The following is a 25,983-nucleotide window of genomic DNA, read 5'->3' as shown; positions in this document are numbered from 1 at the left end:
GTTAGCCTCCCGAGTTACTGACCGAATGGTTGCCAGAAGATGCTGATCAGGGTTCCTAGCAGGATCGCGACCGAATAAGGGAAAGGCTTGCCCGCCACCTCATCCGCCGCTGGCGCAAAATAGGCCCGCGCCCTCAACATCAGCCAGTAACGCCCCAGGGTCATCGATAGCTGGCCACGGACAAGGACAATCAGAAAGCCGCACATCCCGCCCGCAATCAGGCTGTAAAAGGCCGCCCAGAGTGCACTGCTCGGGGTGAAGAAGGCGCCGACCATGGCCATCAGTTTGACGTCGCCGGCGGCCATCCCCCCCAAGGCATAGAGGGGCAGTAAAATGACAAAGCCAGTCAACATCCCCAGCAAACCTATGCTCAATCCACTCATTCCAACGGAATAAACTTGGCTCACAAGCCCAAAGGCAATGCCAAACAACACCAAGAGGTTGGGGATGCGGTGGCGGCGCAGATCACTCGCCACCGCAACTCCCAGCAGCCCTAGTAGCACAATGACGGGGAACATCTGCTCCATGGACATCGCTGCATCACCTTCTTATTAGCAGGTACCAATGGTGCCTGTAGCGTTGGTGCCCCTGATTGCGTCTTCCAGAGCATCTATCACGCCGCACACGGTGCCACCCAACGTTGAGAATGCAGCAACAGCGCCCAGCGTTATCAGCCCACCCGCCACCGCATACTCCACGATGGTCAGCCCATCCTCGTCCTTAACGAACTTCATCACCGAAGTCTTGATTGCTTGAAAAGTCATTTCGCCCACCTCACTAGAAAAGTTGTTCTTCCAGGAAACCGGCGGCACTGCTCGCCCCGCCTGCTTGAACCCTAGTCAGGGGAAAAAATAGGGGTTAGGAGTTTTTTGCGAATCACCAGGACTTTTTTGCGCGCAATGCCCAGGCCGCAAAAATACCGACGGCACAGGCGGCGCCAGCAAGGGAAAGTCCAGGAAAAGGAATGAGTTACGGATGGTTCTGGATCCGATTCTCAAGCGACCAACGGCTGCCAGCCGTTCATCGCTGAGAAGGGCCTGAAAGCCACAGGACACAAAGCGTTCAGCGCTACGCACCAGAGCGGACCGAACTAACCAAGACCAGCATTTTTCAGGATTCGCCCTTTACAGTAGTGGCACAGTGACAATACTCAAGTGCGGGGAGAGACAACACTGAGGCGCAGAGCTAAGGGTATGAAGTCTAACTCGGCCACCAAGCCATTATTGCTATGGCTCGATCTAACCCATGACCGATCGGTTGAAGAGCTGATCGGCCACTTCCGTGCAAGCTGCGATTGCCGGCTGGCAAAAAATACTGCCCTGCCCGTGCAGGCCCACGCGCAACAGCCGGACATGATCTGCATGCACTTCGACCGCCCGGATGCACTCGGGCTCAACCTGTTGCTGGAGGTCAAACGCTCCGCGCCCTCGCTGCCGATCACCATGTTCACCGTGCAACATTCGGAAGAGCTGGCCATCTGGGCCATGCGTTCGCGGGTGTGGGAATACATAGTGCTGCCGCTCTCGGCCGCCGAGAAAAGCCGCTACCTGCACTCGCTCAATCAACTGTGCGAGTTGCGTAGCAGCACTCATGGTCAGCAGCAGAAGCCGCTGATCGAGCGCTACCCGTCCCTGCCGGACAGCATCCGGCTGACCGCGGAGCACCAGAAACACCAGGCCCTGAACAAGGTACTGGACTACATCGAGCAGCATTTTCGCGAAAGCATCGACCAGAAGGAACTGGCGGGGCGCTTCGGCATGACGCCCTTTCGCTTCAGCCGCCTGTTCAAGGAAGTCGTCGGCGTTGGCTTTATGGACTACGTCCTGAACAAACGCATGGACTTCGCCAAGGAGCGGCTGAACCATAGCCAGATGCCGATCACCAGCATCGGCTACGAGGCCGGCTTCAAGGACCCGTCCTATTTCGCCCGCGCCTTCAAACAGTACGTCGGTTGCACCCCCAGCGAATACCGCCAGGCCTGCCATCCCACAGTGCCGCTGATAGCCGCACCCGAATTGCCGACGACGGTCGAAGTACCCGGCGGCCAAAGGCCCGGCATTCGCGCCTGACCGCGAACGAATTTACGTAGGGTGCGCCATGTGTTCAGCCACAGAGAGGCGCCATGCGCACCACTCCGGAGACGTCTGGTGCGCGCGGCACACCCTGAAAGCCATCGCGGCCATGGGCCGCTCCTACGAATACAACGGTGCACGCGGCAAACTCTGCAAGCCGGGCATCGCGCCGATTATCGTCGTAGGGTGCGCCATGCGCACCGCTGGCGGGAGGTGCCTGGTGTGCACGGCGCAGGCTCTAGCCCAAGCGCTCCAGCTCTGCCAGGAACTGCGCTTCGTCCAGCACCCGCACCCCCAGCTCGCTGGCCTTGGCCAGCTTGGAGCCGGCGCCTGGCCCGGCGACCACACAGCTGGTCTTGGCCGACACCGAGCCGGCCACCTTGGCGCCCAGGCTTTCCAGTTTGTCCTTGGCCATATCGCGGCTCATGATTTCCAGGCTGCCGGTCAGCACCCAGGTCTGCCCGGCCAGGGGCAAGCCTTCGACGGCTTTCTTCTCGCTCTGCCAATGCATGCCGAACTCGCGCAACTGCGCCTCGATGGCGCGTGCATGTTCGACATTGGCCGGGTTGGCGAAGAACTCGCGGAGCGCCTGCTTGCCCTTCTCGTTGAGGCCCTTCATCACGCTCAGTTCCAGCCAGTCCTGGCTGAGCTCGATCGCCCGTTCGAGGCTGCCGGCCTTGTCCGCCAGGTTCTTCGCCCCGGTGACGGCGATGCCGGCGATATTCAGCTTGTCGAGCAGATCCGCCAGGGTCGCGCAGCCCGCGAACTCCGGGTGCACCTCGCCCTCCCCCTGCAGCTCGATGCCATGCTCGAGCAACTGGGCGATTACCTTGCGGTTGTGCGCGTCGCGGAAAAAGCTGTGAATTTCATAGGCGACCTCCAGACCGACATCCGGCAGGTAGGTCAGCACCTCCGGCAGCGCCTGCTCGATGCGCCGCAGCGAAGCCAACGCGCGGGCCAGCACCTTGGCGGTTTCCACGCCGACATCGGGGATGCCGAGGGCATAGATGAAGCGCGCCAGGCTCGGCTGGCGACTGGCGGCGATGGCCGCCAGCAGGTTGTTGCTGGACAGTTCGGCAAAACCGTCGAGGCCGACGATCTGCTCGAACTTCAGGGTGTAGAGATCCGCCGGCGAACTGACCAGGCCTTCGTCGACCAGTTGCTCGACGCTCTTCTCGCCCAGGCCTTCGATGTCCATGGCGCGACGCGAGACGAAATGGATGATTGCCTGCTTGAGCTGGGCGGCGCAGGCCAGGCGGCCGACGCAGCGGTAGATCGAGCCGGCGCTGAACGACTCCTTGCCTTTGCTGCGCTTGACCAGTTGGGTTCGCTCGACCTGGGAGCCGCATACCGGACAGCTCTCGGGGATCTGCACCGCTCGCGCATCGGCTGGGCGGCGCTCGGCCACCACCTGCACGACCTGCGGAATCACGTCGCCGGCGCGGCGGATGATCACCGTATCGCCGATCATCAGCCCCAGCCGCGCCACTTCGTCCATGTTGTGCAGGGTCGCATTGGATACCGTGACGCCCGCCACTTTGACCGGCTTCAAGCGCGCCACCGGGGTGACGGCGCCGGTACGGCCGACCTGGAACTCGACATCCAGCAGCTCGGTCAGCTCCTCCATTGCCGGAAACTTGTGGGCGATGGCCCAACGCGGCTCACGCGCACGAAAGCCCAACTCGCGTTGGTAGGCCAGGTTATTGACCTTGAACACCACGCCGTCGATTTCATAAGGCAGGGCGTCACGCTTCTCGCCGATGGCGCGGTAATAGGCCAGACACTCCTGCACCCCTTTGGCCAGTTTCAGCTCGTGGCTGATCGGCAGGCCCCAGCGTTTGAGCGCTTCGAGGATACCGATATGGCTGTCCGGCAACTCGCCCTGGACCTGGCCGATGCCGTAGCTGCACAACTGCAAGGGACGACTGGCGGTGATCTTCGGGTCGAGCTGGCGCAGGCTGCCCGCCGCGGCGTTGCGCGGGTTGGCGAAAGGCTTGGCGCCGTTTTCCAGTTGCCGGGCGTTCAACGCCTCGAAGCCGGCCCGGGAGATGAACACTTCGCCGCGCACTTCCAGCACGCGCGGCCAGTCGCTGCCCTGCAGTTTGAGCGGGATATTGCGGATGGTCCGCACATTGACGCTGATGTCCTCGCCGGTGCTGCCGTCGCCACGGGTGGCGCCGCGCACCAGCAGGCCATCGCGGTACAACAGGCTGACGGCCAGACCGTCGAGCTTGGGTTCGCAGCTGTATTCCACCTCGGCGCCGCCGAACAGGTCGCCGGACGGCAAGTCCAGACCCTCGCGCACGCGGCGGTCGAAATCCAGCAGATCGGCCTCCTCGAAAGCGTTACCGAGGCTGAGCATCGGTACTTCGTGCCTGACCTCGCCGAAGGCGCTCAAGGCGCTGCCGCCGACGCGCTGGGTCGGCGAATCCGGGGTTACCAGTTGCGGATGCTCGGCCTCCAGCGCCTTGAGTTCGTTGAACAGGCGGTCGTACTCGGCGTCCGGCACGCTCGGCTCGTCGAGTACGTAATAGCGGTAGTTGTGCGCATCGAGCTCGCTGCGCAACTGGGCAATGCGTTCGGCGGCGGTCTGGGTGGTGGACATAATTCACAAGCCGTAGCTGCAGGCATGAAGCTGGAGGCGGTTGCCGGGTAGTTCCGGCCCTGGTGCCCAGCTCAACCTTTGGTTGATATTCAGGCGCAGGATTCTAGCCGTTTGCAGGCGGGCCTGCCTTGGCTATGTGGGCGCGAGGCTTCTGCCGCTGAACAGCTGTTGGCCAGCGGGGGGCAAAAAACCAAAAGCATCGCGCCGGAGGCGGCGCACCTACAGGTTTTCGCGGTGGGGAAACCATCACCAGCAGAAAAAGCAAAGCCCCAAACCAAGCGCACGGCTTGTAGTTTGAGGCTTGTCGTTTGCAGCCGGCTTAGCGCTTGCTGGTCAACTGCTTGCGCTCATATTCGACGATACGCTGGCGATAATGCTCGATGGTTTGCGCAGTCATCACGCTGCGTTGGTCGTCCTTGAGCTCGCCGTTGAGTTCGTGGGCCAGTTTGCGCGCGGCCGCCACCATCACGTCGAACGCCTGCTTGGGATGGCGCGGCCCCGGCAGGCCGAGGAAGAAGCTCACCGCGCGGGTGTTGAAGCCCTCTATATCGTCGAGGTCGAAAGTCCCCGGCTTGAGCGCATTGGCCATGGAGAACAGCACTTCGCCGTTACCGGCCATGCTCTCGTGACGATGGAAGATGTCCATCTCGCCGAAACGCAGACCACTTTCCAGAATATTCTGCAGCAACGCCGGGCCCTTGAAGCCGTCGTCGTCGCGGGCGATCACATTGATCACCAGGACTTCTTCGACCGGTGGCAGCTCTTTGCCGGCGTCGTGCGCCTTATCCTTGCGCGATTCGGCCGTGCCCTGACCCACCGGATTGAGCAGCGTCGGCACCGGCTCGTCCAGGCCCAGATTGAGGTCCCCCTGTTGTGGTTCGCCACCGCGGCGGCGACTCAACTCGCGGGCGCTCATCGAGGGCAGATCGTGTTCGTCCAGCGACGGTTCCTGGTGGCGATCGATAACCCGTGGCGTGCTGAGCAGGCCGGGATCGCCATCGGCTTCCGGCAGATCGGCAAAACTGTGGTCGAGTTTGAACTTCAATTTACCCTTGCCACCGCGCATGCGTCGCCATCCATCGAACAAGATGCCAGCGATCACAATAATGCCGATGACTATCAGCCATTCGCGCAGACCGAATTCCATGAAATACCTTGACCCCTGATTGAAATATTATGAAAAAAGGCGTCCTGCCCCTGCTGCGTCAACTGTAAGACGTGGTGCCAACTCCATGTTCTGACGGGCGTTTCCCACGCGTAACAAAAGTGGACGATAAGCTAGCACGACAAAAGATAACTTTACACAGCCAACGGGCCGTTAAAAACGCTATGTTGCCTACTTGCAGGCGCCTAACCTACGCGGCCCGACCCATCCTACGGTCTTGATCCTTGAGTGACCCAGTTTGCTGCGCGAGCGACGACCAGTAGCCTCAGGCCTCCACCATAGCCAGCGCCTCTTCCACATCCACGGCCACCAGGCGCGAACAACCCGGTTCATGCATGGTCACGCCCATCAGTTGATCGGCCATTTCCATGGCGATCTTGTTATGGGTGATATAGATGAACTGCACCGTCTCAGACATTTCCTTGACCAAACGGGCATAACGCCCGACGTTGGCGTCGTCCAATGGCGCGTCGACCTCGTCGAGCATGCAGAACGGCGCCGGGTTGAGCTGAAATATGGCGAACACCAGGGCCAGCGCGGTCAGCGCCTTTTCACCACCCGAGAGCAGATGGATGGTGCTGTTCTTCTTGCCCGGCGGGCGCGCCATGATGGTTACCCCAGTATCGAGTAGATCTTCGCCGGTGAGTTCCAAATAAGCGTTGCCGCCACCGAAAACCTTGGGGAACAAGGCCTGCAAACCACCGTTGATCTGATCGAAGGTCTCCTTGAAGCGATTGCGGGTTTCCTTGTCGATCTTGCGGATGACGTTTTCCAGGGTATCCAGCGCCTCGACCAGGTCGGCGTTCTGTGCGTCCAGGTAGCGTTTGCGCTCGGATTGCTGCTGGTATTCGTCGATGGCCGCCAGGTTGATCGGGCCGAGCCGCTGGATCCGCGCGGCCAGGCGTTCCAGTTCTTCTTCCCAGGCTTTCTCGCTGGCCTCGGCCGGCAGCGTGGCGAGCACGCCGTGCAGGTCGTAATTGTCTTCCAGTAGCTGATCCTGCAGGGCCTTGCGCCGCACCGTCAGCGCCTGCCACTCCATGCGCTGCTGTTCCAGCTGACCGCGCAACAGCTGGGACTGCTGCTCGGCCTGGGTGCGGCGCTTCTCCGCATCGCGCAGTTCGCGGTCGGCGTCTTCCAGGGCCAGGCGCGCCAGTCTGAGTTCGTCATCGACGGCCATGCGCTTGTCGAGCAGCTCTTCGAGTTTCAGGCGCAGCTCTTCCAGCGGCGCCTCGCCCTCTTCCAGGTTGAGGCTGAGCTGTTCGCGCTTCTCATGCAGACGCTCGGCCTGCGACTCGAGGCGCTCCAGGGCCTGTCGGGTGGAATCGTGCTGGGCCTTGAGCGAGCCCAGGCGCACGGCCAGCTGGTGGGCGTGGTCCTTGTGCTGCCGGGCCTCCTGGCGGACACGGTCGAGTTTTTCACGCAGGGCATCGCGGCTGGCCAGCAGGCTTTCGCGCTGCTCATTGTCGCTGGCCATGGCGTCCAGGGCGTCCTGCAGCTGCAGGCGTGATTCGCCCAACTGCTCTTGCTCCAGCTCGCGCTGTTCGGCCAGTTCCAGCAGCTCGCTGTCGAGGCGCCGGCGGCGCAGGGTCAACTGCTCGACCTTGGCTTGCCCGGCCGACAGCTGGGCCTTCAGCTCGCCCAGGGTGCGGGCGCGATCCTGCAACTGCCGGCGCTGCTGCTCACGCACTTCTTCCTGCTGGCTCTGGCCTTCGCGCAAATGCAGCAGGCGCTCATCGAGCAGCGCCAGCGCCGCTTCGCGTTCTTCGCACTCCAGGCCCAGGCGTTCCAGCTCCTGGCCACGCGCCAGCACACCACTTTCCGCCTCGCTGGCGCGGCGCACGCGGAGAAAATGCCGGCCGACCCAGTAACCGTCGCGGCTGATCAGGCTTTCGCCTTCGCCCAGGCTGGTGCGCGCGGCCAAGGCATCGTCCAGGCTGGCCACCGGCTTGACCTTGGCCAGCCAGGGCGCAAGGTCGACAGCGGCTTCGACCTTGTCCAGCAGACTGCCGGCGACCCGCACGCCACCCTGATCCAGACTGGCCAGGCGCAGGTCGCCCTGGGCCAGGCTGGCAAAATCCAGGCCATTGAAATCGTCCAGTAGCACGGCTTGCAGGTCGGCGCCGAGCACGGTTTCCACCGCCAACTCCCAGCCGGCCTCGACCCGCAGCCCTTCGGCCAGGCGCGGACGCTCGCTGAGCTGCTGTTCGCGCAGCCAGTCACCGGCACCTTTGCCGGGATCGAGTGCCGCCTGCTGCAGGGCTTCCAGCGAGGCCAGGCGGCCGTTCAGCCGTTGCAGTTCGCCCTGCGCCTGTTGCTGGGACTGGCCGGTTTGCTGCAGGTCATTGCGCAGTTGCTGCAGGCGCTCGGCTTGCTGTTCTTCGGCGAGCTGCAGGTCTTCCAGGCCCAGTTCGCTGGCGGCGATCTGCTCGCCCAGTTCGAGGATGGCGGCATCTTCCGGATCGGCGGCCAGTTGCTGTAATTCGTCGCCGAGACGGCGCTGGCGCTCGGCCAGTCGCTCCAGGCTCTGCTCCAGCTGCTGGATCCGCGATTGCTCCACCTCGGCCTGGCGGCGCGGCTCGGCACTGCGCTGGTTGAAGCCGTCCCATTGCTCCTGCCAGCCGTGCATGGTGGTTTCGCATTGTTCCAGGATGAGCGCCGACTCTTCCGCGGCGGCGGCGGTCAGTTCCTGCTCGGGTTCGAGCATGGCCAGCTCTTCGCCCAAGGTGGCCAGCAGGGTACGGTCGTGGCCCAGGTGCGATTCGGTTTCCAGGCGCGCGCGCTCCGACTCGCGCAGGTCGTCCTGCAATTGACGCAAACGCTGCTGGCCGTGCTGGATGCTCTGCTCGACCCGGGCGATATCGCCGCCGACCGAATAGAAGCGCCCCTGCACCAGATTGAAGCGCTCGCTCAGTTCATGGTGGCCGTCACGCAGGCGCTCGATGCTGGCATCGGCATTGCGCTGTTCGGCGACCAGCGCCTCGAAGCCGACTTCCTGATTACCGATCACCGCCTCGCGCTGGCCGACCTGTTCATTCAGCGCCTGCCAGCGCAAGGCCGTCAGCTGGGCTTTCAGCTGGCGTTCTTCGGCCTTGTATTCCTGGTATTTTTCCGCGGCCTGGGCCTGGCGCTGCAGGCGTTCGAGCTGGCGCTCCAGTTCCTCGCGCAGGTCGCTCAGGCGCGCCAGGTTCTCGTGGGTGCGGCGGATGCGGTTCTCGGTCTCGCGGCGGCGCTCCTTGTACTTGGAGATGCCGGCGGCTTCCTCGATGAAATTGCGCAGGTCCTCGGGTTTGGCCTCGATCAACTTGCTGATCATGCCCTGCTCGATGATCGAGTAGCTGCGCGGGCCCAGGCCGGTGCCGAGGAAGATATCGGTGATGTCGCGCCGGCGGCACTTGGTGCCGTTGAGGAAATAGGTGTTCTGGCTGTCGCGGGTTACCCGGCGGCGGATCGAGATTTCGTTGTAGCCGGCGTATTCGCCGGTCAGGGTGCCGTCGGAGTTGTCGAAGATCAGTTCGATGGAGGCCTGGGTCACCGGCTTGCGCGTATTGGAGCCGTTGAAGATGACGTCGGTCATCGACTCGCCGCGGAGGTTCTTCGCCGAACTCTCGCCCATTACCCAGCGTACGGCGTCGATGATGTTGGACTTGCCGCAACCGTTAGGCCCGACCACCGCCGCCATGTTGCTCGGAAAGTTCACCGTGGTCGGGTCGACGAAGGACTTGAAGCCGGCCAGCTTGATGCACTTAAGCCGCATACGCAGTCATCCTTGGCGCTCGTCCAGGCTGGCCAGGACCAGTTGGCAGTTGTGCTCGCCATAGGCCAGCAGCACTTCACGGGCGCGCGAGTGATCTCGGCCGATGATCGCCTGGAGCAACTCGCCAAAGGCGTTGAGGAATTGCCCCATTTCGCTTTTGCGCCGCTCCAGCGCCAGATGATAGGTACGGCTGATCGCCGGCAACAGGTTCTCGACGGTTTCATGCAGATAGGGGTTGTTCGAGAACGGATAGGCCGCACGCATGATGTTGAAACTGTCCTCGACGAACGCATTGATGTCTTCGCGCTGCAGACTGCCGAGCAGACGCTGCTGGATGACCCGAAACGGTGCCAGATCGGCCTCGACCCGCCAACCATCGGCCACCGCCCGCGCCAGCAGAATGTACAGCTCGATGACCAGAGCGTAGAGGCTCTTGACGTTGTGCGGGGTCAGTTCGGTCACCTGAGCACCGCGGCGCGGCAGGATCACGATCAGGTGGCGCCGCTCGAGGATCAGCAGCGCCTCGCGCACCGAACCACGGCTGACGCTGAGCGACTGGGTAACTTTCTGCTCCTGAATGCGCTCACGCGCTTTCAATTCACCACGAATGATCCGTTCCGCGAGGTGATGAGCGATCTGTTCCGAGAGGCTGTCCGGCGCCGTCAACGTCATGATTATCCTTCGACTCTACTGATCTATCGGGCGTGCGGGCTTGGCTGCGGCCCCCGCCAGAGCTGGCGCGGGGCAAAAAATCAGCGGCGAGTGTAACACAGGGCCTTGGCGGGCCAAGGGGCAGCCGACCGGGTCAGGGCGAGGCAGCAGAGGACACTGGTTGCAAGTGGCGACGGTAGCCCTGCGGGGTGCTGCCGCTCCAGGCGCGGAAGGCGCGGGTAAAGGCGCTCTGTTCGGAATAGCCCAGCAACAGGGCAATCTCCGCCAGCGACAGACGAGGATCGGCGAGGTACATGCGCGCCAGTTTGAAGCGCACATCGCCGAGCAGGGTGCGGTAACGCAAGCCATGCAGCGCCAACTGCCGATAAAAGGAGCGCAGGGAACAGTTCATGCTGCTGGCCAGGACAGCCGCCGAGGGCTCCCCTTCCTGCAGCGCGACCATCATCTGCTGTTGCAATTGCTCGATGAAGCGGTCGGGCCTGGGCTGTTGCGCCAGCATGGCCTGGGCTTGCTGGTCGAACAGCCCGCGCATATAGGGGTCGCTGCTGGTGATCCGCATGGCCAGCAGGCTGGCGGGCATTTCCAGGGCATGACAGGGCGCCTCGAAACGCACCGGACAGCCCATCAGCGCTTCATAGATGGCGGCCTCGGCTGGCCGCGCGTAGGGAATCTCGATGGCGCTTGGCGCAATGGCCTGGCCGATCAGCGCCTGGTACAGGTTGACGAACGCCGCCACCCCGAACTCGCTGGCCAGCGGCGTGGTGTGATGCTCGCCTTCCCCCCAGCTGTAGCGGATCAGCTCGCCCTGCCGACTCACCTGGATATCGAGATTGCTCACCAGCAGGGTCTGGAACCGCCGGTAGCGCATCAGCGCCTGGCCCAGGCCGCTGCAGGACGCGGCCAGGTAGCCGACCACGCCAAAATGCTGCGGCTTGGCGCAGCGACCGATACGCAGGCCCAGCGCCGGTACCGGGTGCAGGGCCTGCAGCCGCTCCAGCGCGCCCCAGTACAGCAGGATCGGCATGCGCTGACTGCTGGAGTAAGGCGCAAGGGCCTCGAGCACATCGGGCGCGGCCAGCTGGTTCTTGTCGATGTAGTCGCGCAGGGTTTCGGCCAGGGCGCAGGAGATATAGACATCCTTCGACATGCGGGTTCCGGATTGCCAGGGGCATGGCACAAAATGTCAAACAGGACGCCCTGCTGTCAAGACGCCGGGACCCGCAGGCCCTAGATTGCCAGCAGTCAATGCTGCAAGCCGGGGATTCCCGGGAGCGGCCAACGGGTCATGGGCAGGAGAGTAAAAAAATGGCATACGTCGTAACCGCAAGCTGTTTGGGCGACAGGTTCACCAAGTGCGTGGACGTGTGCCCGGTGGACGCATTCCGCGAAGGCCCGCAGATGCTCTATATCGATCCGCTGGTGTGCATCGACTGCAACGCCTGCCTGACCGAATGCCCGGTGCGCGCCATCTACCCGGATTCCGCCGTGCCGGAGCCGATGCAGGACTACATCGAACTCAACGCCCGCATGGCCAAGGAGTACCCGCCGATCACCGAGAGCCTGGATGTCGACGACAGCCAGGCCGGCAAGACGGCCAAGGCGTCGCGTGCGGTCGGCCCGGCCCGCCGCCTGGCGGTGATCGGTGCCGGCCCCTCGGGCTTTTATGCCGCCGACGAAATGCGCCGGCAGCTGCCGGAAGCGACCGTGGACATCTTCGAGCGTCTGCCCACGCCCTTCGGCCTGGTGCGCTACGGGGTCGCCCCGGATCATCCGAAGATCAAATCGGTAGCCGCCAGCTTCGACAAGATCGCCCGCTCGCCCAAGGTGCGCTTCTTCGGCAACGTCGAGCTGGGCCGCGACCTGAGCCGCGACGAACTGCTCGCGCATTACGACGCGGTGCTCTACGCCACCGGCGGCTCGGCCAGCCGCCCGCTGGCCCTGCCCGGCGCCGAGCTGGGCAATATCCTGGGCGCCTCGGCCTTCGTCGGCTGGTACAACGGCCACCCGGACTGCCGCGACCTGCAGGTCGACCTGTCCGGCGACACCGCGGTGGTGATCGGCATGGGCAACGTGGCGCTGGATATCGCGCGCATCCTCGCCATGCCGGTGGCGGAACTGGAACGTACCGACATCGCCGACTACGCCCTGGAGGCCCTGCGCCAGAGCAAGATCCGCGAGGTCTGCCTGGTCGCCCGGCGCGGACCGGTGCAGGCGGCCTTCACCCCCAAGGAGCTGCGCCAACTGCTCGACACCCAAGGCGTGGATATCCTGGTGGAGGCCGACGACCTGCAGCTGGACGCCGCCAGCGCCGCCGAGCTGGCCGAGCCGCTGAACACCGAAGCCCGGCATAACCTCAGCCTGCTGCAAGAAGCCCAGGCTCGGCCACGCCTCGGCGACAGGGCTATCCGCTTCGTCTTCAAGGCCTCGCCCAGCGGCTTCGCCGGCGCCGACAACCGCGTCGTCGCCATGCAGGGCGTGCACAACAGCCTGCAGGACAACGGCCGCGGCTCGGTCAGTGCCCAGGCCAGCGACCGGCAATTTCGCTTCGACGCCAGCCTGGTGCTGAATGCCACCGGTTACCAGGGCGTAGCCATTGCCGGGGTCGCCTTCGACGAGCGCCGCGGGGTGATCGCCAACGACAACGGCCGGGTCCTCGCCGGCCAGGGCGAGGTGTCCGCCAAGGAATATGCGGCGGGCTGGATCAAGCGTGGCGCCAGCGGGGTGATCGGCAGCAACAAGCAGTGCGCGGTGGATTCCGTCGGCCGCCTGGTGGCGGATCTGGCCGAGGCGCCCGCACCGCTGGCGCCGGGACAGACGCCGGACGTGCTGGCCCTGCTCGAGGCACGCGGCATCGAGTTCGTCTCGTTCGACGACTGGACCCTGCTCGACGCGCATGAATGCGAACAGGGCGAGCCCCAGGGTCGCCCGCGGCGCAAGGTGGTGGACGTCGCGCATATGCTGGAAATCATCCGCGATCGACGGCAGCAGGCCGACCAGGCACAGCCGGCCACGACTTCCTCTATAGAGAGCGCTGCAAAGAACGCCGCCAACGAGCAAGGCGCGAGCATCGCCAGCGCCGAGATCAAGACCCACTTGCGCACCTGCACCCTGTGCGAGGCCATGTGCGGCATCAAGATCGAGTACCAGGGCGACAAGATTCTCTCCATCGCCGGCGACCCGGACGACCCGCACAGCCACGGCCATATCTGCCCCAAGGGCTACGCCATGCAGGACCTGCACAACGATCCGGAACGCCTGAAGACGCCACTCAGGCGCGTCGGCGAGCAGTGGCTGCCGATCTCCTGGGACGACGCCCTGGAGGAAGTCGCCAACCGCCTGACGGATATCCAATCGAGCCACGGCAACGATGCGGTGGCGGGCTACTGGGGCAATCCCATCGCCCACAACCTGGGCATCCTGCTGACCATGGGGCGCTTCCGCCAGGCGCTGCGCACACGCAACCTGTTCTCTGCCTCCAGTCTCGACCAGATGCCACACCAGTTGGTGTCCTACCTGATGTTCGGGCACAGCCAGCTGTTCACCATCCCCGACATCGACCGCACCGACTACATGCTGATGCTCGGTGCCAACCCGGCGGCCTCCAACGGCAGCCTGATGTCTGCCGGCGACGTGCTCGGCCGCCTGCAGGCCATCACCGGCCGCGGCGGCAAGATCGTGCTGATCGACCCGCGGCGCACGGAAACCGCGCTGTACGTCAGCGAGCATCAATTCATCCAGCCCGGCACCGACGCACTGTTCCTGCTCGGCCTGCTGCAGGTAATCATTGAGCGCCGCCTGAGCAAGCCGGGCCGGCTACTGGAACTGAGCAAGGGCTGGGAGGCATTGAGCGCCCTGCTCGAGCGGGTTCCGCTGACCCGCATCGCCGAACAGACCGGCATCGCCGCGGCCGACATCGAGCGCATCGCCGTCGAATTCGCCAGCGCCGACAAAGCGGTGTGCTACGGCCGTATGGGCGTCGCCACCCAGGAGTTCGGCGCCCTCAACCACTGGCTGATCAACCTGTTGAACATCCTCACCGGCAACCTCGATAGCGCCGGCGGCATGATGTTCAGCACCCCGGCGGTGGACATGCTGAAAACCACCGGGCGCGGCGGCTTCGACCGCTATCGCAGCAGGGTGCGCGGCTTGCCCGAATTTAACCGCGAACTGCCTGCCGTGGCCATGGCCGAGGAAATGCTCCAGCCCGGAAAGGGCCAGGTGCGCGCCTTCGTCAGCATTGCCGGCAATCCGGTGCTGTCCTCGCCCAACGGCCGGCAACTGGAACAGGCCCTGGAGCAGCTGGATTTTATGGTCTCGGTGGATTTCTACCTCAACGAGACCACCCGCCATGCCCACATCATCCTGCCGCCGACCGGGCCGTTCGAACATGAACAGTACGACCTGATTTTCAACTCGTTCTCGGTGCACGACGTGGCCAAATACGCCGACCCGCTGTTCGCCCATCCGCCCGGCACGCGTTCCGACGGGGATATCTTCGGCGAGCTGAGCAAGCGCATCGAACGCCGCAAGATCGCAGGCAAACCGTTACGGCAGCGCCTCAAGTACCTGGCCAACGCGCGCCTGGGCGAATACTTCACGCCCCAGCGCATCCTCGACCAAGGCCTGCGCAGCGGCGCTTACGGCAATGGCGGCGGCCTGCTGTCCAGGCTCAATCCCTTCGCCCGCAAAGGCTTGTCCCTGGCGGAACTGAAGAAGCACCCCCACGGCATGGACCTGGGGCCGCTTAAGCCGTCGCTGCCGGGCCGCCTGTTCACCAAGGACAAGAAAATCGACCTGGCGCCGGCCATCCTGGTGGCCGACCTGGACCGGCTGTGCCAACGCTTCGGCGAGCAGGCCGCCAAGCCCGGCCTGCTGCTGATCGGCCGGCGTGACCTGCGCACCAACAACTCCTGGATGCACAACAGCTACCGGCTGGTGAAGGGCAAGGACCGCTGCGCGCTGTTCCTCCACCCGCAGGATGCCACCGCCCACGGCCTGGGCAACCGCGACCAGGCGCGCCTGGTCTCGGCCAAGGGCGAACTGCTGGTGACGGTGAAGATCACCGAGGACATCAAACCCGGCGTGGTCAGCCTGCCCCACGGCTGGGGCCATCACCGCCCCGGCATGCGCATCGGCATCGCCCAGGCCCACCCGGGCGTCAGCATCAACGACATCACCGACGAGCACCTGGTCGACACCTTGTCGGGCAATGCGGTGCTGAACGGGGTGCCGGTGACGCTGCAACGCTACGAGGGGGCATAAACCAGGCTTGCCCCGCGAGGAGCGACCTCGGCCGCGACCGGTGCTAGCCTGCAGTCGCGGCTAAAACCCACCCACAGTCCGGCAGCCAAGACATTGGTTCGATAGCGCCAGCCGATACCTGTGGAAGGCGCTTTAGCGGCAAGCGCTCAACAACGAGCCTTGCCGGCCTGATCCGCCCCGACATGCCAACAGCCCCTCTTCCAAACCACCCCCTCCATTACTCCACGGCAAAAGTCTTTAGGATTGCTCGTCACCGCCTCCCTTCTTTTCCCCAACTCAAGCCGTACCTGGCACAAAACCGGCTAGCGTTAAGCAACCCCGGGCTTTTTTTGCGCTCATAACCGAATCGCATGACAACCACCTGACTGCCAGGTCAAATATTTGTTGACCGAAAAGTCAGAAATCTCTAGATTTAGCCCATGCCAAGCCGTGTCAAAACGCCGCACGCTGTTGCGCCGGCGTTCTAGCAGGTCTGATACGACAACAACAAAGTGCCTGGAGGTCGTCCTTGATCCAGTTTTTACTCAACCGGGAGCTGCGTACCGAGCATGCCCTGGACCCCAACGTCACCGTGCTCCAGTACTTGCGCGAGCATGTCGGCAAAACCGGCACCAAGGAAGGCTGCGCCTCGGGCGATTGCGGTGCCTGCACCGTGGTGGTCGGTGAACTGGACGGTGAGCGCGTGCGTTATCGCACGCTCAATTCCTGCCTGACCTTCGTCTCTTCCCTGCACGGCAAGCAACTGATCAGCGTCGAAGACCTCAAGCACCAGGGCCAACTGCACAGCACGCAGCAGGCCATGGTCGACTGCCATGGCTCGCAATGCGGCTTCTGCACGCCCGGCTTCGTCATGTCGCTGTTCGCGTTGCAGAAAAACTCAGATGGTTTCGACAAGGCCGACACCATGGAAGCCCTGGCCGGCAACCTCTGTCGCTGCACCGGCTACCGACCGATTATCGATGCCGCCGAGCAGGCCTGCTGCCAGCAGCAGCCGGATCAGTTCGACGCCGCCGAAGCGCAAACCGTGGCCCAGCTGAAAAGCATCGCCCCAAGTGACACCGCCGAGCTCAACAGCGGCGACAAACGCTGCCTGCTGCCGCTGACCGTCGCCGATCTGGCCGACCTCTACGCCGCCAACCCCGATGCTCGCCTGCTCGCCGGCGGCACCGACCTGGCCCTGGAGGTTACTCAGTTCCACCGCGTGCTGCCGGTGATGATCTATGTTGGCCATATCGAATCGATGAAGCGCGTGGAAGTAGTCGCCGACAACATCGAGATCGGCGCCGCCACTTCGCTGTCCGACAGCTATGCCGCACTGGCGGCGGAATACCCGGACTTCGGCGAGTTGCTGCACCGCTTCGCCTCCTTGCAGATCCGCAACCAGGGCACCCTGGGCGGCAATATCGGCAACGCCTCGCCAATCGGCGATGCCCCGCCGTTGCTGATCGCCCTCGGTGCGCAGATCGTGCTGCGCAAAGGCAACGACACCCGCAACCTGCCGATCGAGGACTATTTCCTTGACTACAAGGTGACCGCCCGCCAGGAAGCCGAATTTATCGAGAAGATCCTGGTACCGCGCGCCCAGCACAATCAGGCATTCCGCGCCTACAAGGTCTCCAAGCGCCTGGACGACGATATTTCCGCGGTCTGCGCCGCCTTTAACCTGCGTATCGAAGACGGCGTGGTGCAGGACGCGCGCATCGCCTTCGGCGGCATGGCCGCTATCCCGAAACGCGCCGCCGCCTGCGAAGCCGCGCTGCGGGGCACCGCCTGGAACAACGCCGCAATCGAGCGCGCCTGCAGCGCCCTGGCCGAGGACTTCACCCCGCTCAGCGATTTCCGCGCCAGCAAGGAATACCGCCTGCTCATCGCACAGAACCTGCTGCGTAAATTCTTCCTCGAGCTGCAAGCTCCCGACGTCGAAACCCGGGTGACCGCCTATGTCTAGTCATCACAAAACCAGCAAAACCCAAGCCGAACTGGCTGCACTGTTCCGCGCCGACATCACCACTGGCGTCGGCCGCAGCGTCAAGCACGAGAGCGCGGACAAGCATGTGTCCGGCGAAGCCGTGTATGTCGACGACCGCCTGGAGTTCCCCAATCAGCTGCACGTCTATGCCCGCATGAGCGACCGCGCCCATGCACGCATTGTCAGCATCGACACCTCGCCCTGCTATGCGATCCCTGGTGTGGCCATCGCCATCACCAGCAAGGATGTACCCGGCCAACTGGATATCGGCCCGGTGGTTGCCGGCGATCCGCTGCTGGCCGACGGCAAGGTCGAATACGTCGGCCAGGTGGTGATAGCGGTCGGCGCCGATAGCCTGGAAACCGCGCGCAAGGCGGCCATGGCGGCGATCATCGAATATGAAGACCTGGAGCCGGTGCTGGACGTGGTCGACGCACTGCGCAAGAAGCACTTCGTGCTCGACAGCCATCAGCACAAGATCGGCGATTCCGCCGCCGAATTGGCCACCGCGCCGCAACGCCTGCAAGGCAGCCTGCATATCGGCGGCCAGGAACACTTCTACCTGGAAACCCAGATATCCTCGGTGATGCCGAGCGAAGATGGCGGCATGATCGTCTACACCTCGACGCAGAACGCCACCGAAGTGCAGAAACTGGTCGCCGAAGTGCTCGGCGTACCGATGCACAAGATTGTTATCGACATGCGCCGCATGGGCGGCGGTTTCGGCGGCAAGGAAACCCAGGCCGCAGGCCCGGCCTGCCTCTGTGCGGTGATCGCCCACCTTACCGGCCGGCCGACCAAGATGCGCCTGCCGCGCATGGAAGACATGAGCATCACCGGCAAACGCCACCCCTTCTATGTCGAATACGACGTCGGCTTCGACGACGATGGCCTGCTGCACGGCATCCAGATCGAGCTGGCCGGTAACTGCGGCTACTCGCCGGACCTGTCCGGCTCCATCGTCGACCGCGCGATGTTCCACGCCGACAACGCCTACTTCCTCGGCAACGCCACCATCAACGGTCATCGCTGCAAGACCAACACCGCCTCGAACACCGCCTACCGCGGCTTCGGCGGCCCGCAGGGAATGGTCGCCATCGAGGAGATCATGGATGCGGTGGCGCGCAGCCTGGGCAAGGACCCACTCGAGGTGCGCAAGCTCAACTACTACGGCAAGGATGAGCGCAACGTCACCCACTACCACCAGACCGTCGAGCACAACGTCATCCACGAGATGACCGCCGAGCTGGAAGAAAGCAGCGAGTACGCCAAGCGCCGCGAAGAGATCCGCGCATTCAATGCCAAGAGCCCGGTATTGAAGAAAGGCCTGGCACTGACCCCGGTGAAGTTCGGCATCAGCTTCACCGCCACCTTCCTCAACCAGGCCGGCGCGCTGATCCATATCTACACCGACGGTTCGATCCACCTGAACCACGGCGGCACCGAGATGGGCCAGGGTCTGAATACCAAGGTCGCGCAGATCGTCGCCGAGGTGCTGCAGGTGGATATCTCGCGCATCCAGATCACCGCGACCAACACCGACAAGGTGCCGAACACCTCGCCGACCGCCGCCTCCTCGGGTGCCGACCTGAACGGCAAGGCCGCGCAGAACGCTGCCGAAACCCTCAAGCAGCGCCTGGTCGACTTCCTTGTGCGCGAATACAAGGTCACCCCGGAAGACGTCGAGTTCCGCAACGGCCAAGTGCGTGTGCGCGATCTGTTCCTGAGCTTCGAGGAAGTGATCCAGAAGGCCTACTTCGCCCAGGTTTCGCTGTCTTCCACCGGCTTCTACCGCACGCCGAAAATCTACTACGACCGCGACAAGGCCGCCGGTCGGCCGTTCTACTACTTTGCCTACGGTGCGGCCTGCGCCGAGGTGATAGTCGACACCCTGACCGGCGAGTACAAGATGCTGCGCACCGACATCCTCCACGACGTCGGCGCCTCGCTGAACCCGGCCATCGATATCGGCCAGGTTGAAGGTGCCTTCGTTCAGGGCATGGGCTGGCTGACCATGGAAGAGCTGGTGTGGAACGGCAAAGGCAAGTTGATGACCAACGGCCCGGCCAGCTACAAGATCCCGGCCATCGCCGATATGCCGCTGGACCTGCGGGTCAAGCTGGTGGAAAACCGCAAGAACCCGGAAGACACCGTGTTCCACTCCAAGGCCGTGGGCGAGCCGCCCTTTATGCTCGGCATCGCCGTGTGGTGCGCGATCAAGGATGCGGTAGCCAGCCTCGCCGACTACAAGGTGCAGCCGAATATCGACGCCCCGGCCACCCCCGAGCGCGTGCTCTGGGGCGTGGAGCAGATGAAGAAACTGCAGCAGCCGGCCAAGGCCGCGGCTGCAGAGGTCGAACCGGCGTAACGCCACCCCCCGGGTGGATATGCTGCCGACAGCTACGCGCCCCGATCCACCCTACGGGCCGCTCCGTAGGGTGGAAAACCGCGAAGCCTTTTCCACCAGGGTCGCGAATGAAGAACAAAGCAGGTGTAAAACAATGACAAAACACACCGAACCGAATAACCAACCGATTCGTCCGGCACCGGTTCCGATACTGGACCCGTCGCCGAGCAACTGGCGCCTGCCGCGCCCGGGACAATTGCCACCCACCTGGAGGCTGAGCAAATGAGCTGGATCAGCGCCCTCGCCGACTTGCAGCAGCAAGGCCAGCCTTGCGTGCTGGTGACCATTATCGAAGAGCGCGGCTCGACCCCGCGCAACGCCGGCTCGAAGATGGTGGTCACCATGGATCGCATCTTCGAGACCATCGGCGGCGGTCACCTGGAATACAAGGCGATGGAGCTGGCCCGCGAGATGCTCGAAAGCCGCAGCCAGGACACCCGCCTGGAGCGCTTCAACCTCGGCGCCAGCCTCGGCCAGTGTTGCGGCGGCGCCACCGTGCTGCTGTTCGAAGCCATGGGCCAGCCCCAGGCGCAGATCGCCGTGTTCGGCGCCGGCCATGTCGGCCGCGCCCTGGTGCCGCTGCTCGCCAGTCTGCCGTGCAAGGTGCGCTGGATCGACTCGCGGGAAAACGAGTTTCCCGAGCAGATCCCCGCCGGGGTGGACAAGGTGGTCGAGGACGACGTGGTCGATGAGGTCGAGCGCATGCCGGCCGGCAGCTACTACATCGTCATGACCCACAACCACCAGCTCGACCTGGAACTGACCGCGGCGATCCTCAGGCGTAACGATTTCGCCTACTACGGGCTGATCGGCTCGAAGAGCAAACGCGCCAAATTCGAACACCGCCTGCGCGATCGCGGCTTTACTCCCGACGTGATGCAACGGATGCGCTGCCCCCTGGGTTTGTCCGAAGTGAAAGGCAAACTGCCGATCGAAATAGCCGTATCCATCGCCGGCGAGGTGATCGCCACCTACAACGCCGCCTTTGGCCAGGACGTGAAAAAAGGCGAAAGCAGCGTCGCCAAGCTGCTGCCCAATTCGCGCCGTGCCACTCCGTAGGGTGTGCGGGGCCGCCTAGGCTGCGCGCACCAATACCCCATAGAATCCGGTGCGCACGGCGCACCCTACGTATTAACGAGATGTAACCGATGACCAACACCGTCAAAGCCTACCGCGCCGCCATCCTGCACAGCCTCGCCGACCCCGCTGTGGTTGGTGTCGAGCAATCCTATGAATATTTCGAGGATGGCGTGCTGGTCGTCGAAGATGGCCAGATCGCCCGTGTCGGCCATGCCGCCGACTTGTTGCCCACGCTCAAGGGTGTCGAGATCAGCGAATACCGCGATGCGCTGATCACCCCCGGTTTTATCGACACTCATATCCATTACCCGCAAACCGGGATGATCGCCTCCTACGGCGAGCAGTTGCTGGACTGGCTGAACACCTACACCTTCCCCACCGAGCGCCAGTTCGAAGACAAGGCCCACGCGGCGGATGTGGCCGGCATCTTCCTCAAGGAGTTGCTGCGCAACGGCACGACCACCGCCCTGGTGTTCGGCAGCGTGCACAAACAATCGGTGGATGCCTTCTTCGAGGCCGCCGAGGCACTGAACCTGCGGATGATCGCCGGCAAGGTGCTGATGGACCGCAACGCCCCGGACTACCTGACAGACACCGCGGAATCCGGCTACGCCGAGAGCAAGGAGCTGATCGAGCGCTGGCACGGCAAGGGCCGCCTGCATTACGCCGTCACCCCGCGTTTCGCCCCGACCAGCACACCGGAACAACTGAGCCTGGCCGGCAAGCTGCTCGGCGAGTACCCGGATCTGTATATGCACACCCACCTGTCGGAGAACCGCCAGGAGATCGAATGGGTCAAGGAACTGTTCCCCGAGCGCAAGGGCTACCTGGATGTCTACGATCACTTCAAGCTGATCGGTCCGCGCGCGGTCTTCGCCCATGGCGTGCACCTGTGCGACGACGAATGCCGGCGCCTGGCCGAAACCGGCTCGGCGGTGGCCTTCTGCCCGACCTCCAACCTGTTCCTCGGCAGCGGCCTGTTCGGCCTGAACAAGCTGGAACAGCACGGTGTGCGTGTCGGTCTGGGCACCGACGTGGGCGCCGGCACCAGCTTCAGCCAGCTGCAGTCGTTAAACGAGGCGTACAAAATCATGCAGCTGCAGGGCAAGAAGCTCGACCCGTTCAAGTCGCTGTACCTGGCCACATTGGGCGGTGCCGAGGCGCTCTACCTGGACGACAAGCTCGGCAATTTCGCCAGTGGCAAGGATGCGGATTTCGTCGTGCTCGACTACAAGGCCACACCGTTGATCGACTATCGCATGCAGCAGGCCAAGAGCCTGGCCGAGAAGCTCTTTGCCCTGACCATGCTCGGCGACGACCGCGCGATCAAGGAAACCTTCGCCGCCGGCCAGTCGGTGCATCGCCGCTGAAATGCAAAGGCCCCACCGCTTATGCCGTGGGGCCTTTGATTTACCGTAGGAGCGGGCCATGCCCGTGAAGCTTTTTGTTTTGTCTGCTTCGCGGGCATGGCCCGCTCCTACAATAGTCGACTAGCGAGAGGGGGCCATGCGCCCCGGCTTTTTCTTGCCGGTCTGCATCAGATGCGAAAATACCGCGTGCAGGTCGTCAGAGGCGCTCTCTTCGTCGAGGTTGAGCTTGCTGTCGATATGGTCCATGTGATGCATCATAAGGCTCACGGCCTTGACCGCATCGCGGGCCTCGATGGCATCGATCAACTGGTTGTGTTCGTCGTAGGAGCAATGCGAACGACTGCCGCTTTCGTATTGGGCGATGATCAACGAGGTCTGCGACACCAGGCTGCGCTGGAAGCTGATCAGCGGCGCATTCTTCGCCGCCTCGGCCAGTTTCAGGTGGAACTCGCCGGACAGGCGGATACCCGCACCACGGTCGCCACGGGAGAAGCAGGTTTGCTCGTCCTTGACCATCTGTCGCAACTCGGCCAGTTGCTCGACCGTGGCATGCACCACCGCCAATTCGGTAATCGCGCGTTCGACCATGCGCCGTGCATAGAAAATCTGTCGGGCCTCATCCACGCTCGGGCTGGCTACCACCGCACCACGATTGGGTCGTAGCAGCACGACGCTTTCATGACCCAGGCGCGACAAGGCGCGGCGGATGATGGTGCGACTAACGCCGAAGATTTCGCCGAGGGCTTCTTCGCTCAGTTTGGTACCAGGCGCCAGGCGCTGTTCGAGAATGGCGTCGAAGATATGCGCGTAGACGACATCGTCCTGAGTCCCGCTATGGCTGCTTTTACCGGTACCCGGCTGCTTCTTGAGGGGCTGCAATTGCTCGTTCATTCTGGCTCGCGTCTAAAGAGGTTCGGCCTGTTCAGAGAACCCTACTGCTATTCACCCGGTGACTGGCAAGCAGTATGTGGTGAAAAACAACAGGGAAAATACCGACGCATTGTACACAATTCGATCAATTCGCACAGATTCTGTATGCCCATTGCGACACGGCCTGATCGAAACTCAGCGCCCCAGCTTTGCTGGCCACTCTCACCAGCGGCCTGATGCTCCTAAATTAATTTCTTATAAGAAGCGGGTTTGTTGCCAAAAATCAGCTTAAGACTCCATCGACGGCGCTTATGCCAGCGCTATGAGCGCTCACAACGAATGCCGAAAAGCGCTCAGTTGATCTTTTATCTATTTGATTCAAATAGATTTTAAAGGGTATACGGCTGGCATTTTCCCCACTGGTAGCGATACTGCCCGGCCTACGATAGTTAGCGGACACCCGCAGCGAAAATAGAAAACATTAATTGCTTTTTTTGTATACAACAGCATAATCGCCTCAGTGTAGCTTTCTGACCTTTCGGTCAACAACTGACCCAGTGAGCACACCTAAACGCACCACCTACCTCAGAGAGCCGAAGCGTGCCAATAACGACTCTGGGTGGTACACAACAAGAGAGATGAGGAGTACCCACTGTGGAAAGCGCTAAACAAGAACAACAGGCGACTCACGTCCAAGGGTTGGTCAAACCTGGCCTGCTCGATCGCTTCTTCAAGCTGACCGAACACCGCACCACCATCAAAACCGAGCTGCTGGCCGGCCTGACGACCTTCGTCACCATGGCCTACATCATCTTCGTCAACCCCAGCATAATGGCCAGCGCGGGGGTCGATCACGGCGCGGCCTTCGTCGCCACCTGCATCGGTGCGGCGCTGGGTTGCTTCCTCATGGGCCTGTACGCCAACTGGCCGGTCGGCCTGGCACCCGGCATGGGTTTGAACGCCTTCTTCACCTATACGGTGGTCGGCGAGATGGGCTACAGCTGGCAGATCGCCCTGGGCGCAGTGTTCATCTCCGGCATCCTGTTTATGATCATGAGCCTGTCGCGCATTCGCGAATGGCTGCTCAACAGCATCCCCATGAGCCTGCGCTTCGCCATGGGCGCCGGGGTCGGCTTGTTCCTCGGGCTGATCGGCCTGAAAACCGCCGGCATCGTCGTCGACAGCCCAGCCACCCTGCTGACCATGGGTTCGTTCGGCGAACCGACCGCGCTGCTGGCCGCGCTGTGCTTTCTGCTGATCGCGGTACTCAGTCACCGCAACCTGTTCGGCGCCATCCTGTTCAGCATGCTCGGCGTCACCGCCCTGGGCTGGGCCATGGGTCTGGTCGAGTACAACGGCCTGATGTCGATGCCGCCAAGCCTGGCGCCGACCTTCCTGGCCATGGACATTGCCGGGGCCTTCAACGTGGCGATGATCAGCGTGATTCTGGCCTTCCTCTTCGTCAACATGTTCGACACCGCCGGCACCCTGATGGGCGTGGCGCACCGGGCCAACCTGGTCGATGAAGACGGCAAGATCCAGAACCTGTCCAGGGCCCTGAAAGCCGACAGCACCTCCAGCGTGGTCGGCTCTTTGGTCGGTTGCCCACCGGTGACCAGCTACGTGGAAAGCGCTTCGGGCGTTGCCGCCGGCGGGCGTACCGGGCTGACCGCGGTCACAGTCGGCGTACTGTTCCTCGCGGCGATGTTCTTCGCCCCGCTGGCCGGAATGATTCCCGCCTTCGCCACCGCCGGCGCGCTGATCTATGTGGCGATGCTGATGATGAGCGGCATGGCGCATATCGACTGGAAAGATCAGACCGATACCATCCCGGCGATCGTCACCGTGGTGATGATGCCGCTGACCTTCTCCATCGCCAACGGCATTGCCCTGGGCTTTCTGACCTACGCCACACTGAAGCTGCTGACCGGCCAGCGTGACAAGGTTTCCGTCAGCCTGTATGTGTTGTGCATCATATTCATCGCCAAGTTCGCCTTCCTCTAAGGAGAATCAGGTAGCAACCGGCCTCGGCGTTTATCCGCCGGGGCTTTCCCGTATCTGGAGTGACGTGCAATGAGCCTGGAAACCTGGCTGCTGTTCAGCAGCGCCGCGCTGATCGTGATCCTGATTCCCGGACCACTGTCGCTGCTGATGGTCAGCAACAGCCTGAACTATGGCCTGCGCCGCTCGCTGCCGGCCTTTATCGGCGGCGTGTCGGCGTCGATCTGCCTGCTCAGCGCCTCGGCGCTCGGCCTCGGCGCCCTGCTGCTGGCCTCGGAGCAGTTGTTCAGCACCCTGAAGATCGTCGGCGCACTCTACCTGTTCTACCTCGCCTGGCAGAGCTGGCAGGCCTCGCGCCAGGCCGTCCAGCCGACCGGCACCGAAGAACAGCCGGTCAATCCGAGCTTTCGCAGCATGTTCTGGAAGGCCTTCGGCCTGGGCGCCAGCAACCCCAAGGACATCCTGTTCTTCGCCGCCTTCCTGCCACAGTTCATCAGCGCCGAACGGCCGATGCCGACCCAGCTGCTGGTGATGATCGCCACCTGGGCGGTGCTCGATCTGAGCTGCAAACTATTCTATGGCCTCAGCGCCCGCGGCGCGGCGCGCTACCTGCGTTCGGGCAAAGGCCAGGCGTGGTTCAACCGGGTCAGCGCAGCCCTGTTTGGCGGCGCTGGCGCGGCCTCGTTGTTGAGCCGCTGATACCAAGCCGGTGGCGGCGCACCTGAGAGTTTTTCACAATCCCTGAGCGCGCCGCAG

General features: G+C 63.2%; 16 protein-coding genes and 1 pseudogene. 9 read left to right on the top strand and 8 right to left on the bottom strand.

The features are described from left to right. Nucleotides 1-14: 14 nt before the first annotated feature. Together R3355_RS14320 and R3355_RS14315 are read right to left on the bottom strand one after the other, a co-directional pair. Complete coding sequence (locus R3355_RS14320; protein ID WP_318961789.1) at nucleotides 15-533, bottom strand: prepilin peptidase; 519 nt, start codon at nucleotides 531-533, stop codon at nucleotides 15-17. Between the two features lie 18 nt (nucleotides 534-551). Continuing rightward, nucleotides 552-764 (bottom strand): Flp family type IVb pilin, encoded by a 213-nt coding sequence (locus R3355_RS14315; protein ID WP_318961788.1) that lies wholly within the window; start codon nucleotides 762-764, stop codon nucleotides 552-554. Between the two features lie 429 nt (nucleotides 765-1,193). Here R3355_RS14315 and R3355_RS14310 point away from each other — a divergent pair, with 429 nt between their 5' ends. Then, on the top strand, nucleotides 1,194-2,069 hold the full coding sequence (locus R3355_RS14310; protein WP_318961787.1) for a response regulator transcription factor: 876 nt from the start codon (nucleotides 1,194-1,196) through the stop codon (nucleotides 2,067-2,069). 241 nt (nucleotides 2,070-2,310) lie between these two features. Here the strand turns inward: R3355_RS14310 and ligA are convergent, their stop codons facing one another. The 5 genes from ligA to R3355_RS14285 form a co-directional block, all read right to left on the bottom strand. After that, nucleotides 2,311-4,677 carry an NAD-dependent DNA ligase LigA gene (gene ligA, locus R3355_RS14305; protein ID WP_318961786.1) on the bottom strand — a complete coding sequence of 789 codons (2,367 nt, stop codon included), beginning with the start codon at nucleotides 4,675-4,677 and terminating at the stop codon, nucleotides 2,311-2,313. Between the two features lie 319 nt (nucleotides 4,678-4,996). Further along, nucleotides 4,997-5,824, bottom strand: a complete 828-nt coding sequence (gene zipA, locus R3355_RS14300) for a cell division protein ZipA (RefSeq protein WP_318951314.1) — start codon at nucleotides 5,822-5,824, stop codon at nucleotides 4,997-4,999. A gap of 283 nt (nucleotides 5,825-6,107) precedes the next feature. Next, nucleotides 6,108-9,596: a chromosome segregation protein SMC gene (gene smc / locus R3355_RS14295; RefSeq protein WP_318961785.1), complete on the bottom strand. Its 3,489-nt coding sequence runs from the start codon at nucleotides 9,594-9,596 to the stop codon at nucleotides 6,108-6,110. A 6-nt stretch (nucleotides 9,597-9,602) separates the two neighbouring features. Next, nucleotides 9,603-10,268 (bottom strand): GntR family transcriptional regulator, encoded by a 666-nt coding sequence (locus tag R3355_RS14290; RefSeq protein ID WP_318961784.1) that lies wholly within the window; start codon nucleotides 10,266-10,268, stop codon nucleotides 9,603-9,605. A 133-nt stretch (nucleotides 10,269-10,401) separates the two neighbouring features. Then, nucleotides 10,402-11,415 (bottom strand): AraC family transcriptional regulator, encoded by a 1,014-nt coding sequence (locus R3355_RS14285; protein WP_318961782.1) that lies wholly within the window; start codon nucleotides 11,413-11,415, stop codon nucleotides 10,402-10,404. Nucleotides 11,416-11,438: 23 nt separating this feature from the next. Here R3355_RS14285 and R3355_RS14280 point away from each other — a divergent pair. The 6 genes and pseudogenes from R3355_RS14280 to guaD all read left to right on the top strand — a co-directional run. After that, a pseudogene (locus R3355_RS14280) lies at nucleotides 11,439-12,533 on the top strand (FAD-dependent oxidoreductase); the annotation flags it as partial. An 816-nt stretch (nucleotides 12,534-13,349) separates the two neighbouring features. Continuing rightward, nucleotides 13,350-15,530, top strand: a complete 2,181-nt coding sequence (locus R3355_RS14275) for a molybdopterin oxidoreductase family protein (protein WP_318961900.1) — start codon at nucleotides 13,350-13,352, stop codon at nucleotides 15,528-15,530. A gap of 508 nt (nucleotides 15,531-16,038) precedes the next feature. Continuing rightward, complete coding sequence (gene xdhA, locus R3355_RS14270) at nucleotides 16,039-17,478, top strand: xanthine dehydrogenase small subunit (RefSeq protein ID WP_318961780.1); 1,440 nt, start codon at nucleotides 16,039-16,041, stop codon at nucleotides 17,476-17,478. Further along, the gene (gene xdhB / locus R3355_RS14265; RefSeq protein WP_318961779.1) at nucleotides 17,471-19,867 is read left to right on the top strand and encodes a xanthine dehydrogenase molybdopterin binding subunit; all 2,397 of its coding nucleotides are present in this window, start codon (nucleotides 17,471-17,473) and stop codon (nucleotides 19,865-19,867) included. The genes xdhA and xdhB overlap by 8 nt, the downstream gene beginning before the upstream one ends. Before the next feature lie 261 nt (nucleotides 19,868-20,128). Beyond that, nucleotides 20,129-20,965, top strand: a complete 837-nt coding sequence (xdhC, locus tag R3355_RS14260; protein ID WP_318961777.1) for a xanthine dehydrogenase accessory protein XdhC — start codon at nucleotides 20,129-20,131, stop codon at nucleotides 20,963-20,965. A gap of 89 nt (nucleotides 20,966-21,054) precedes the next feature. After that, nucleotides 21,055-22,356 carry a guanine deaminase gene (gene guaD / locus R3355_RS14255; protein WP_318961776.1) on the top strand — a complete coding sequence of 434 codons (1,302 nt, stop codon included), beginning with the start codon at nucleotides 21,055-21,057 and terminating at the stop codon, nucleotides 22,354-22,356. Between the two features lie 120 nt (nucleotides 22,357-22,476). Here the strand turns inward: guaD and R3355_RS14250 are convergent, their stop codons facing one another. Then, entirely contained in the window at nucleotides 22,477-23,247 is a 771-nt protein-coding gene (locus R3355_RS14250; RefSeq protein WP_318961774.1) for a GntR family transcriptional regulator, read from the bottom strand. Between the two features lie 633 nt (nucleotides 23,248-23,880). Between R3355_RS14250 and R3355_RS14245 the strand changes: the two genes are divergently transcribed. Both R3355_RS14245 and R3355_RS14240 read left to right on the top strand, forming a co-directional pair. Further along, the gene (locus tag R3355_RS14245; protein ID WP_318946484.1) at nucleotides 23,881-25,230 is read left to right on the top strand and encodes an NCS2 family permease; all 1,350 of its coding nucleotides are present in this window, start codon (nucleotides 23,881-23,883) and stop codon (nucleotides 25,228-25,230) included. A 69-nt stretch (nucleotides 25,231-25,299) separates the two neighbouring features. Further along, complete coding sequence (locus tag R3355_RS14240; RefSeq protein ID WP_318961773.1) at nucleotides 25,300-25,926, top strand: LysE family translocator; 627 nt, start codon at nucleotides 25,300-25,302, stop codon at nucleotides 25,924-25,926. Nucleotides 25,927-25,983: the final 57 nt, after the last annotated feature.

It is taken from the genome of Pseudomonas sp. (assembly GCF_033723075.1).
GTDB lineage: Bacteria > Pseudomonadota > Gammaproteobacteria > Pseudomonadales > Pseudomonadaceae > Aquipseudomonas.
Note: the sequence above shows the minus strand (reverse complement) of the source record. Positions and strands in the feature narration are given on the sequence as shown.

Bases quoted from the DNA above. Each gene is read 5' to 3' on its own strand.
- R3355_RS14290 (WP_318961784.1), bottom strand. From the start codon at position 10,268: ATGACGTTGACGGCGCCGGACAGCCTCTCGGAACAGATCGCTCATCAC.
- R3355_RS14250 (WP_318961774.1), bottom strand. From the start codon at position 23,247: ATGAACGAGCAATTGCAGCCCCTCAAGAAGCAGCCGGGTACCGGTAAA.
- xdhC (WP_318961777.1), top strand. From the start codon at position 20,129: ATGAGCTGGATCAGCGCCCTCGCCGACTTGCAGCAGCAAGGCCAGCCT.
- ligA (WP_318961786.1), bottom strand. From the start codon at position 4,677: ATGTCCACCACCCAGACCGCCGCCGAACGCATTGCCCAGTTGCGCAGC.
- guaD (WP_318961776.1), top strand. From the start codon at position 21,055: ATGACCAACACCGTCAAAGCCTACCGCGCCGCCATCCTGCACAGCCTC.
- R3355_RS14315 (WP_318961788.1), bottom strand. From the start codon at position 764: ATGACTTTTCAAGCAATCAAGACTTCGGTGATGAAGTTCGTTAAGGAC.
- R3355_RS14310 (WP_318961787.1), top strand. From the start codon at position 1,194: ATGAAGTCTAACTCGGCCACCAAGCCATTATTGCTATGGCTCGATCTA.
- smc (WP_318961785.1), bottom strand. From the start codon at position 9,596: ATGCGGCTTAAGTGCATCAAGCTGGCCGGCTTCAAGTCCTTCGTCGAC.
- R3355_RS14320 (WP_318961789.1), bottom strand. From the start codon at position 533: ATGTCCATGGAGCAGATGTTCCCCGTCATTGTGCTACTAGGGCTGCTG.
- R3355_RS14285 (WP_318961782.1), bottom strand. From the start codon at position 11,415: ATGTCGAAGGATGTCTATATCTCCTGCGCCCTGGCCGAAACCCTGCGC.
- R3355_RS14240 (WP_318961773.1), top strand. From the start codon at position 25,300: ATGAGCCTGGAAACCTGGCTGCTGTTCAGCAGCGCCGCGCTGATCGTG.
- xdhB (WP_318961779.1), top strand. From the start codon at position 17,471: ATGTCTAGTCATCACAAAACCAGCAAAACCCAAGCCGAACTGGCTGCA.
- zipA (WP_318951314.1), bottom strand. From the start codon at position 5,824: ATGGAATTCGGTCTGCGCGAATGGCTGATAGTCATCGGCATTATTGTG.